The 12,032-nt window shown below is 32.4% G+C and carries 4 protein-coding genes; 3 read left to right on the top strand and 1 reads right to left on the bottom strand.

Going from position 1 to position 12,032, the window contains the following annotated elements:
• Positions 1-19: 19 nt before the first annotated feature.
• Genes O4M77_RS08945 through O4M77_RS08935 form a run of 3 tightly spaced genes read left to right on the top strand, consistent with a single transcriptional unit; the run spans position 20 to position 10,178 of the window.
• The gene (locus O4M77_RS08945; RefSeq protein WP_323713363.1) at positions 20-2,410 is read left to right on the top strand and encodes a hypothetical protein; all 2,391 of its coding nucleotides are present in this window, start codon (positions 20-22) and stop codon (positions 2,408-2,410) included.
• A 5-nt stretch (positions 2,411-2,415) separates the two neighbouring features.
• On the top strand, positions 2,416-4,440 hold the full coding sequence (locus O4M77_RS08940) for a hypothetical protein (protein WP_323713362.1): 2,025 nt from the start codon (positions 2,416-2,418) through the stop codon (positions 4,438-4,440).
• Between the two features lie 2 nt (positions 4,441-4,442).
• Positions 4,443-10,178 (top strand): DEAD/DEAH box helicase, encoded by a 5,736-nt coding sequence (locus O4M77_RS08935; protein ID WP_312208893.1) that lies wholly within the window; start codon positions 4,443-4,445, stop codon positions 10,176-10,178.
• A 298-nt stretch (positions 10,179-10,476) separates the two neighbouring features.
• Here the strand turns inward: O4M77_RS08935 and O4M77_RS08930 are convergent.
• Positions 10,477-11,609 (bottom strand): IS3 family transposase gene (locus O4M77_RS08930; protein WP_323713361.1). Its coding sequence is split into 2 segments (ribosomal slippage): positions 10,477-11,357 and positions 11,357-11,609, totalling 1,134 coding nucleotides; the frame shifts between segments, so codons are not numbered across the junction.
• Positions 11,610-12,032 lie beyond the last annotated feature (423 nt).

Genomic DNA, 12,032 nt, shown 5'->3' with positions numbered 1-12,032 from the left:
AGCTTTCAGATAATTGATTATGATTACACCGCAACTAATAGAAAAAAAACTTGTTGATTTTTATTTAAAAACAACAGGGCATTATGGTAATTCTATAATGCAAAGTATCGATGTTACTGAAGAAACTTTAATTGAAGCATTAGAAGGAATTGATCAACCTATTAAGACATTTGAAAATATTATAAAAGTTCAAGATGCTAGAGCCTTTAATAGGTTTTTGGCTAGCGAGGAAACTTACTGGGGAGCAGCGAGTCGATTTAGATATATTGTTTTTTTATGCTATATAGCAGCGCAAGATGGATTTGAATCAGAAAATTTTAGAGCAAAACTACAGAAAAAATTAGGATTATCTAGTCCACCTAGATTAGATGGTGTAAACAAACTGTTTCGCCAATTAGTTGAGTTTACTCTCAAAAGTGAACAATATCGTAAGGTTGAAATACCATGCAGTACTCCGCAGCATATGAAGTTAATCGGGATTATATATGAGTTTAGTTTTCCAAATTGGCGACTCAAAAGTCTATTAAATAAAAATCTTTATAAAGGTGAGCATACTCCGGAGACTTTACGGAAAGAGTTGCTAATTAATCTAAATGAATTTAAACAGCATGAGGGGTTGTATCAAGCTATTAGAATATTTACTCAACGTGTGGCTTTGAAAAACAAGTTCCTTGAAGAAGACCCTTTTTGGAACTTTTATTTAAAATGGAATAAACCTAAAGGTCACATAGAAGAAAAAATTTATTTTAATTTAGGTAATGATTTAGAAAGTTCCTATTTTGATTTGCCATATACTAGATTGAAGGTATGTGATCTACATGGTGGGAATACTGAGTTTTTTTCTTTGAAAAGAAAAAACAAAAGCTTTGAAAATAGAATTTTTTTCCTTAAAAGATTTAATTGGCAATATGAATTGATTGAAAATATCCATAGAATAGAAGATGTTGATGCTATTCTTTATCATTTGAAAACTTATGACACCGAAGAGATTAATAAAAATGAAGCAATATTCACAGAAGAATATTGCTTTTTAGAAGTAGATTATAGAAATATAGAACAAATAAAAAAAATATTTTTAAATTATAAGGATAAGCAATACTTACCTCCTCTTCAGATTCTAAGTAGTTATAGGCGTAAGGAATTATTGTCCCTAAATATGGCACCCATCAAATTTAGGGCTAATTTTGATGGAGAAATTGAATTCATCCACTCTGAACTGAAGCATAGTAAAGAAATTGTTTATGAAGGAGATGAAATATATTTACCACATTTATCTGAAGGTGAGCTTAAATTAATTTTAACAACGAGGGGGGAATTCTATTTAAGTAAAGTAGAAAAGTTTCATATTGTTAATAGCTTAAAGGATGCAAATATTAAATCTGAAAAGAATGAATTAAATTTATATACAATAACCAAAACGCCAATATTTAATGTTTCAGAGAATATTAAATTTAATTATCAAAAGGCTAGAAGTCCTAATGAAAATATTTTTGAAGAGTTAATAGAGCTTATTTATTTTAATTCTTTACATGGAATTTCTGAATCTAGTTTGTTGAAATTAATAAGTACTCATGAAAGTTTGTCAAAGTTTAGCCCATATAATATTATTTGTAAATTAAAGCATTATGGGTATATAGTATGCGGTTATCATAATAATTATAAGTCCATAAAATACTGGCCTAAACAAATATTTTTGAATAAATTTGAGAAGGATTGTTTTTTGATACAGGGTTATATCTCGAAAAGTACTCAGAATATATTATGTGATCAGTTGGATTGTTTAGGTGTCGATTATATTATTAAGAGAATTGAAATTGGGGAAGAAACATTTCCTGTTAAAGTGTTGGTCACAAATGAAGATTTAGGGAGTTTATTGCCAGAATATTTTTTATCTACAGATTTAGGTAGTGCTAATAATTTTCATCAAATCAGTTTTTTAAGTGAGGGGGAACGTTATTATAAATCTTTCGATATTTTTAAGTTTAATGCTGAATTAAATAAATTTTTTTATATAAAGGATTATTTGGGTGATAATGGTATTTACATGCTTAAGCAAAAAGATAAGAAAAAATGTAATGTATATGAAATTATACATAGAAGAAAAAGCATCTTATCCACCTATTGTCGAGATGAAACTTTTGATTGGGCATATAAATACGGGATGTTCAATTTAGTCTTAAGTGAAAAAGATCAATATATTTCCTATTCAAATAATTTTAGTTGTAGTTTAGTTTTAGAGTATTTTTCTAAAAATGGTGTATTACCTTATTTAGATTTAGAGGATGGACATTACTATTATCCTAAAGGATTAGTTAAAAGTTCAGAATCCTCTCAGAATCGACAAGAGCTTCCTACAATATTAGGTTATAATTTACATCGCCATCGTAAAAATATAAGATTTAGAGCGTAGTTTTTATGTATAGAGAATGTATTGGATTTCATCTAAATTATGTGGGTAATCATGCTAAAATTAAACCAACGCATGAAAAAATAAATGGTATTTGGTATCCAGCAATTCCTGAAGATTTTGCACCAAATTCTACGGTATTTGACTATTTTCCTCGTCATGAGTTAGTTGCTACTTATCAACTATGCTATTTCTTATGTGAGGAAAATACAAATAAAAAAAAATATTCAGATGATGAATTTATTGTTGTAAGGGACAGTCAAGAGTTTCTTTACAAGATATTAGATTACTCATTTATCTCTATAGACCAAGTTCGGAAAAAATTATTTTTTGATGGTATATATTTAGAAGAAGAAAAAGGAGATATTCCGAGAGTATTTTATATTTACTTACAGAAAAATATTATTATTCAACTTAACTTTAGATTGAATGTTGAGGATCAAAAATGGTATGCAGATTACCCTGTAGGACAGTCAGAGTCTAATAATCTTGTAGAAAGCTATTTGTTAGAAGATGGTCTTAATAATACAAGTATATTTCAATTTAGAAATAATAAATATCTGCTTGGTAATATTTTTTCTAATTTAACACCACTAGGCTTAATTGATTGGTCCGCAGATTATGCTTTTCATGAAAAAGCTCTGAGCTATCTTTATAAAATTTCTAAAGATAATTTAGATAAATTTCAGTTGCCTTCTGTTAGTGAGATTAAGGAAATAACCTCATTCTTGCAGGCTAATGGTATTTTTCCTGATACATCTGCAGGCTATTTAAATAAAGAGCAATATTTAGCACGTATAATTGAAAATACTACACATACAAATTTTATTTTTCAGACGTATAAAAAATTGTATGAAAATTTACTGAAAACAACTGATTATGAAAAATTTATTAAAGAGCAAGTTGAGTCTGATGTTAAAGTGCGCTCAGCTGCTATTTTAAAAGATAAAATAGAAGAAGTAGAAAAAGAGCATAAAGCCTTATTAGATAGCTTGGAAGAACAAATTTCCGAGAAAGAAAGTGAAAGCGAAATATTAAGTTCATTAAACGAGGAATTAAAAAAAGATAAAATTTTTTTAGAAACCTCTATAAATGATCTTAAGCTGTTAATAAATGATTTTTTCACTGAGGCTGGAGAAATATCACTTAGGGAACGAAATATAATTGAAAAGCTAAATGACTTTCTAACAGATCGTGGTCTATTACAAAATAAATCATTATTGCCTTCTATTTTACCGCCTTGGACATGTATGGAAGCTAAAAATGAAATTAAAGTCATAGAAGAAACTGATACATCAGATTTATTTAAACAGTTGGCATCTACCTATGGTTATGATGATAGAAACGTTGTTGTATTTGATAGATTATTTCGTACTAGTCATTTTATCCTTCTCATCAATCAGTATGCACATTCGTTTATTGAGCAATATTCAAGATTAATTTGCGGGGGGCGCATTTCACATATTGCACTGGATGCTAGCTATATTGGTGTTGATGATTTATGGCGCAATCCGGGTACTAACTTAAATACTGGGTTTGCATATGCTTGGAATAATGCTAGTAATAATCCTGATCATTACTATGTAGTACATCTTACAGGTGTAACTGAAGTTAATTATATAGGTTTCTATAAGCAACTTTCTGAAGTCCTTTCTTATTCTCAACGACCAAAAAACTTATTAGTTCTAGCTTCACTTAATACTGCTTTATCGACTTTAAATGATAGACAAAAGCAATTACTTAAAGAGTTAACTCCATTTGTTACATCCTTGAAATTTAATGCTTTAAATGTTAATCCAAATGCTGTATTGCAAAGTCTAGATACAACCAAATACTCAGAAATACTGTTTTCTGAAAATAATAAAAGATTTATCCAGATTATGAAGGCTTCTATTAATACATATCAGCACCTTTTACAGCTTGAGCGGTTACATAGTCTGTCAGGATTTCCAGATCATCTTTTTATTCAAAAAGATAACGTATTTATATGTAACGAGCAGTTAGATGCCATAAAAATAATTGAGGAGTTATGAGTATGTTAGATCCCATTGGCGGTTATCAAAATATAAGAGACTTATTAATCTCACAAATTGAAACTACACAGAGAATTAGTAATCCGTCATTACAAGCATTAAGACGATCGCTCTTAGTTGATACGGATACATTGACTAACTCTCCAATTATTGAACCTGTTCCTCGTTATAAGGCTTCTGATTACAGTCTTGAAGATTTACTCACGTTAGAGAAAGACAATCCTTTACATGATTTTTCTCCGGAAGAGAGAAGTATTTTTATAAATTTAGCATTAAGTGGCTTATTTGATGGCCTTCCTGAAAATAAACGTCCTATGTTGATGCGTAGGAGTTTATATAAACCATATCTCCACCAAACACAAATGCTTGGTAAAGGAGTGCGAAATGGTCAACCAGGAGTTGTAACATCAGGTACTGGCTCTGGAAAAACTGAGTCATTTATGTTACCGATCTTAGCGTCAATTGCTAAGGAGGCGATAAAATGGCCAAAGCCATTAACTAGAATTGAAGGTAATACTTGGTTTAAAAATGGAACTAGCTTCGGGTTACAACGAATAGATGAGCATCCTGAACGCCCTAAAGCAGTAAGAGCATTAATTTTATATCCAATGAATGCTTTGGTGGAAGATCAATTAACACGGTTGAGAAAGACATTATCTTCACCCGAAGCAATTCAGGTTCTAGACCAGCAAGCCAATGGTAATAGAATTTATTTCGGTCGATACACGTCTAAATCTCCTGTGACAGGCTTTTTAAATCATCCTAGATTGGCTGATGATAAAGATGAAATTAAGTCTCGAAAAAAAAGAGTTCAAAAACTAAAAGATGAATTAACACATTTTCAAAAATATTATGAAAATGCAAAAAAATTCGATGATTTAAGTACAAGCAACACAGAAAAAAATCAATATTTATTTCCAAATGTTCTAGGTAGCGAGTTAGTTTCACGTTGGGATATGCAGGAAACACCACCTGATATTTTAGTTACTAATACTTCGATGCTTTCAATTATGCTTTCTAGGGAAGTAGACCAAGGGGTATTTGAAAATACTAAACAATGGTTAATCTCTGATCCTGATGCATACTTCTATCTTGTACTAGATGAACTGCATTTGATTCGAGGATCGGCAGGAACTGAAATTGCAGGATTAATACGATATCTTATTCATCGTTTAGGGTTAGATAAGCCAGAGCATAGCCATAAATTAAGAATATTAGCGTCCAGTGCTTCTTTGCCCACAGAAGGGTCTTTAGCTACAGAAAGTCTAAAGTACTTGACTGATTTCTTTGGCTGTAATGGATTATATAAAAGAACCTCAGATTCACCTGATATTAAACAGTGGTTAGATGCAATTGTTACAGGTGAGCAAATTGGTTTCGATTCTACGTTTGATAAACTGAATTCTGAGTTATTTGAAAAGTTTACAGATCAATATGTTAAATCTGACTTTGATTATGATGAATATAAAAAAATTCGAGAAACAGACAAGTCTATTGAGTATTTGACCTTAACATTTGAAGATAATCTAATAAATATTTTTAACTCACTTAACTTCTCTCAATTTCTTTTTATTGAACGACTAAAGGCACTTATTGAATATAGCTCCAATCTATTAAATACTTATTGCTTTGATAATACAAATAATATTATTAAACCGAGAAATTTAAAATATTTATCTAAATCCATTTTTGGAAGTGAAAACTTAAAGGCTTTAAGAGGTCTATTGATCATAAGAGGATTGAATGATCTTTTGCCAAGGGACTATAGAATAGATAGTTTGCCAAGCTTGCGCATTCATACTTTCTTTAAAAGTTTAGAAGGTTTATATGCTGCTCCTTATTCTACTGAAAATGGAATAGCCTTCATTGAGAATAGTTTAACTACCGATAGAGGAAAATATTTAATTCAGACTGATCAAGGGATTCAAAGAAACTTTGAATGGTTAGTATGTGAGGCCTGTGGTGAGTTGTTTATTGGTGGTCAAAAACGTAAAGATCATGCTGCACAAATTAGTATTTCGACGATTGGCTTTAATTTAGAAGAATTGCCAGAAAAAGCAACAGATACGCTTTATGAAAACTTGATGGCGGAAAATTATGCTGTTTTCCTTCCAGCAAATAATGAAAAGACAATAAATAATTCAATTTGGAAACCTAAATTTTTAGATGCTCGAAATGGTATTCTTTTAAATCAAAGGAACTCAGATGAAGACATCTTTGGTTTTTACTTTGAACCCAAAGATCAGGAAACAACTGAACGAGCAGGTGGTGCCTTACCAGTCGAATGCCCATGTTGTTCAACAAATTATCAAGGTCGTATTTATCATAATATTCGTCCTGCATCTCCAATTCGTTCATTTCGTAGTGGTTTTGCAAAAACTTCACAGCTATTAGCAACACAGTTATTTAGCTTTTTAAAGCAAACCTCAGAAGAAGCAAAAACTATTGTATTTTCTGATAGTCGACAAGATGCTGCAAGGGCAGCTCTGAATATAGAATCTTTACATCATCAAGATTTAAGAAGATTGTTATTAGTTAAAAGCATTTCTGAAGTATTACAGATAAAAAAAGAAGAATTTAGTAATCGAGATGAGCTTGAACAGCAATATGAATTAGCCTTTAAAGAGAAAAATTTTGCGTTACTTGCTGAATTATCTTCAAAACTTGCAAAATTATCGGAAAATTCGGTGCCAAACAGGGTAAGCCTGGCGGAAATGATCGAAATTAAAGATGATTTAAAGGTATCTCCTTTTTTAAGTTCATTGATACGGCTGGGGGTACACCCTAGTGATGCTAGCGGTATTGAGAAAATTCAAAACCAATCTTGGTGGGAATGGTTTGATTGGCAAGATCATGATTATCCTAAATGGAAAAAAGGAAGTGATGAAGGCGCTGGTTCTAATTTTGTAGCGCGTGAAAAAATTCGTGAAAATATTAATGAACTAACCTATGAAGTATTGTTTGCAAAAACTACATATGCCCTTGAAGAATCAGGTTTAGCTTGGGTAGGTATACGCCCGACTGATGATCCTGATTCTTTAAAACTTGATGCATGGCTGAGGGTCATGGCAGATAATTACAGAGTACGAGGCGGTAAATATTTTGATGATGAAAATCAAATGCCCTATACAAAAGCTTCTGATATAAGGCCTCAATCAAATCTTTATAAATTTGCAAAAGCTCTAGACCCTAATAATCCTAAAAAGGTTTTAGAAGAAATTATTCAGAATTTCGATAATTTAGGGCATCCAGCAATGAAGATAGACTTGGAACGTCTCTATGTGCAACCAACATCAGAAAACGATCCATATTTCAGATGTATAAAATGTGGAAGGGTACATCTTCACCTAGGAGTGGGCAAATGTACAAGATGTTTTGAAGTATTGCCAAAAACACCTACAGGTCAGGTTCTAGAATTGTGGGATATGCATTACTTGTCGAAGAAAGTTCGTCAAAATATACATGAGGATATTTTTAGACTTCATTGTGAAGAGTTAACGGGGCAGACAAATGATCCTGCTCAGCGGTTACAGCATTTCAAAGGCATTTTTATTGAAGATGAGCAAGATGATAAGTTCGATAAAATTAAAAAGAAAGCACAAGAGATAGACTTACTTTCCGTAACGACAACTATGGAAGTTGGTATAGATATAGGTTCTTTACAGGCTGTATATCAAGCCAATATGCCTCCTCAAAGATTTAATTATCAACAACGTGTAGGTCGAGCTGGTCGTAGAGGCCAATCCTATTCAATGATTGTTACGTTATGTCGTAATAAGAGTCATGATACTTATTATTATGAAAATCCTGAAGCAATTACAGCTGACCCACCACCACCACCATTTTTGTCATTTAACTTACTTCAAATTCATCTGCGTATTGTTAATAAAGTATGGTTAACATATGCCTTTGAATTAATTAAAGATAATTGTTCAAGAAAAGGTGAAAAATACCCTGGTGATGAAGTACTAGGTAGTACACATGGGGATTTCCCATATGCTTCGGTAATTTATTCTTCTTTGGAATGGAACAAAACTCTTAACCAAGCATTAAGTGATACATTGACTGAAAAAAATCAATTTGTACAAAGAATGGTTGAAGGCAACGAATATCTATGTAAGGAATTATTAAAGTATTCTGTTAATAATTTACTGGAACTAATTGAGAAATATAAGGACGAAGGCCAAAAATCAAATAAACCATTTGGAGAATTTTTAGCTAATAAAGGAATTTTACCTTTATATGGGATGCCGAGTAATGTTCGAGAATTTTATTTAGGTATTTCTGAGAAGAATGAATTAATCAGTGTGGATCGTGATGCAGAAACTGCAATTTATGAATTTGCACCTAATCAAACTTTGGTGGTAGACAAACAGACTTATCAGAGCAAAGGATTTGTCCCGAGTCTATATATACCACCATTTGGTTATGACATTAAAAAACGAAGTAATGATAAAGATGGATGGTTCTACGAAAAGTACGAAGTTGCAAAATGCCCTCAATGTTCAATGATTAATCTAAAGCAGGATGGGATTATATTAAAATGTCATAATTGCCAGTATGTATTGAGTGAGAGTCAATTTAGACCATATGTGGATCCTGCTGCATACATATCTTCTGGAGAACCTTTAAACAAAAAAGAAATTGATGAACTAGAATTCCAACATTTCGATAGAGTGGTTACTTTAATTAATGAGCCTACAGTTTTTAATGTTGTTAATGGGAGTAATTTAAGTATTGGTAATAGTGAAGACAATGGCACATTCGTACTGCGTTTAAATCAGGGGGCAAACTTAGATAGTGGCGTATTTAAGGGCTTTACTATGTTTGATAAAGAGAAAATGTCCTTATCGGCACCAAAAGCAAAATACTGGTTAGAAGATCTTAAATATTTATCTAAATATGATGATGAACATTCAAGCGTGGGATTGGCTACTCTTAAGAAGACAGATGGCCTTTACTTAAAACCTCAAAAAATGGATCAAATTTTTGATTTTTCATATTTGGGTAGAAGTAAGGAGTCAATAGCAATTAGATCTGCCTTGATTTCAGCAACACAAATTCTTATTCAAAGAGCAGCTTTGGAATTAGATATAGCTCCAGAAGAATTTGAACAAATTGAACCAAAATTAATTGAAAGTATACCCGTATTGCAGATTTGTGATCAGTTAGCCAATGGTGCTGGATTTTCTCAAAAATTAAGTGAAATTATAGAAGGCACTGGTTCACCACTTATACTTAAATTAATAAAATCTATTTTATCAGATTATCATGATCCTTTGGGTATGAAGCTTAGTACAGAGGTACATAAAGCCTCGTGTTTAGGGGCTTGTTATAAGTGTATCCAACGCTATGGCAATAGGACCTATCATGGACTGTTAGATTGGCGACTTGGATTAGGCTTTTTGCGATTATTGTATGATCCAAAATATAAATGTGGGTTAGACGGTAACTTTAGATATATTGAGCTTGAGAATTGGCATGACCAAGTTGAAGAAAGTTTAATAAATGTAAATATGTTGAAACCATCTATTTATAGTCCTCCAAAATTAAGAGAAATTAATGGCTTAAATTTATGGTCTATTGAAAATATAAAAAATGGTAAAAAGTATTTTGTAATTCATCCATTTTGGTCAAAAATCTATATGGAGAAATTGTTAGGGTTGAGTATTGATTCAGCTGATAGTAAGTTGATTAATTCATTTGAGGTATTACATATGCCACAAAATATTTTTTGAGTAAGCAAGATATTAGTCCGTGAGATCTGACAGTAGCGAATACTATTGTCAGATCGCTTTGTTGCATAAAGATTTAAAGATTATAGCTACCTGAATCTACTCAGGTTTAAATGAAAAATTGGGTATGAGGTCGGCCTAATTTCGTAAATTTATTCAAGCATTAAAAGACTACATATGTTGCAAAGTCTCAAGTAGTGCGATTTAACGTAGATGAACCACAAAATTACTTAGTATTTTAGAGGTGGTCCCACATGTTTGAACAACTAAAAGCTTATTTATAAGTGATACTCTGCTCTAGTTAAGCTACCTTATTTTGTTGTGGTAGCTGGTCATAGTAAAACTCATCTGGAGTCATTTTGTCCAGACTCGAATGAGGTCGTTTCAAATTATAAAATTCAAAATATGCGTTTAATTGCTTCTTCGCATCCAAAACATTGCTGTAGGCTTTGAGATACACCTCTTCATATTTAACGCTCCGCCATAATCGTTCAACCATCACATTATCAACCCATCGACCTTTACCATCCATACTGATTTGAATGCCATTTGATTTCAATACATCAATAAATGCATCACTGGTAAACTGACTGCCTTGGTCTGTATTAAATATTTCAGGTCGACCATATTTTTCAATAGCTTCATTTAATGTTTCTATGCAAAATGTAACCTCCATACTAATCGATACCCTATGCGCAAGTACCTTGCGGCTATGCCAATCAATCACAGCACATAAATAAACAAAGCCTTTTGCCATAGGGATATACGTTATATCCGTAGACCACACTTGATTACTGCGCTGAATAGCCAATCCTTTGAGCAGATATGGATATTTGCGGTGAGCTTGATTAGCCTGGCTTAAATTTGGTTTGCAATATAACGCATTAATGCCCATTTTCTTCATTAAAGTACGTGTATGACGTCGTCCTATATGATGTCCTTGACGATTCAACAAATCACGCATCATACGGCTACCTGCAAAAGGGTATTGCATATGTAACTCATCCATACACCGCATCAGCTTCAGATCTGATGAGCTAACAGGTTTTGGGCGATAGTAATAACAACCACGGGAGACTTTCAGCAGCTGAGCTTGCTTAGATACTGAAATCTGAAGTGAGTCATCGATTAACTTTTGTGGTTGAAGCGGCCCAGTTTCTTCAACACACCTTCTAAAAAATCAATTTCTAATGCCTGCTCACCGATTTTTGCATGTAGTTTTTTTAGATCGATGGGTGGTTCTGTTGGAGCTTTTGATTGATCGAAAGCTTGCGAGGAAGCTGAAATCAGTTGATTTTTCCAGTCAATAATTTGGTTTTGATGAACATCAAACTCAGAACTCAATTCAGCAAGTGTTTTTTCTGCTTTGATCGCAGCAAGTGCTACCTTAGCCTTAAAGTCGTTTGAATGATTTCTTCTTGGTCTACGTGCCATAAAATACTCCATATATTGATGTTTATAACATCATTTGAGGAGCAGAGTATCACTTATAGGAGTTGTTCAAATTTCCGGATCCATCTCTTTTCTCTGTACGGTAAGTACGGTATAAGGTACTAAACGGTACTTTTTGACTAGTTAAGTTCCAATTTTCGCACTTATCGTATTACATATTGCATCGACAAGAAATTTATAGGGGATATCCTTCATCCATTGAGTATTTGGAGCCTTTCTATAACTTTCTCGGAAAATGTTAGCCAATAGTTCTAGGTTTTATATGTAGAATTAGAGTTTACCCGAGTATCGTGTGATTAAAGTACCTATGATGCTTATTTCATTCAGTGAAGAGCATGCTGATTTTGAAATGTATCGAGACAAAGATTGTCATCAATTAACGCGAGTGAATCGTTTCAAAGGGGG

The sequence above is a fragment of the Acinetobacter sp. YWS30-1 genome (assembly GCF_033558715.1).
GTDB lineage: Bacteria > Pseudomonadota > Gammaproteobacteria > Pseudomonadales > Moraxellaceae > Acinetobacter.
Note: the sequence above shows the minus strand (reverse complement) of the source record. Positions and strands in the feature narration are given on the sequence as shown.

Coding starts and splice junctions, on each gene's coding strand:
- O4M77_RS08945 (WP_323713363.1), top strand. CDS start 20: ATGATTACACCGCAACTAATAGAAAAAAAACTTGTTGATTTTTATTTA.
- O4M77_RS08940 (WP_323713362.1), top strand. CDS start 2,416: ATGTATAGAGAATGTATTGGATTTCATCTAAATTATGTGGGTAATCAT.
- O4M77_RS08935 (WP_312208893.1), top strand. CDS start 4,443: ATGTTAGATCCCATTGGCGGTTATCAAAATATAAGAGACTTATTAATC.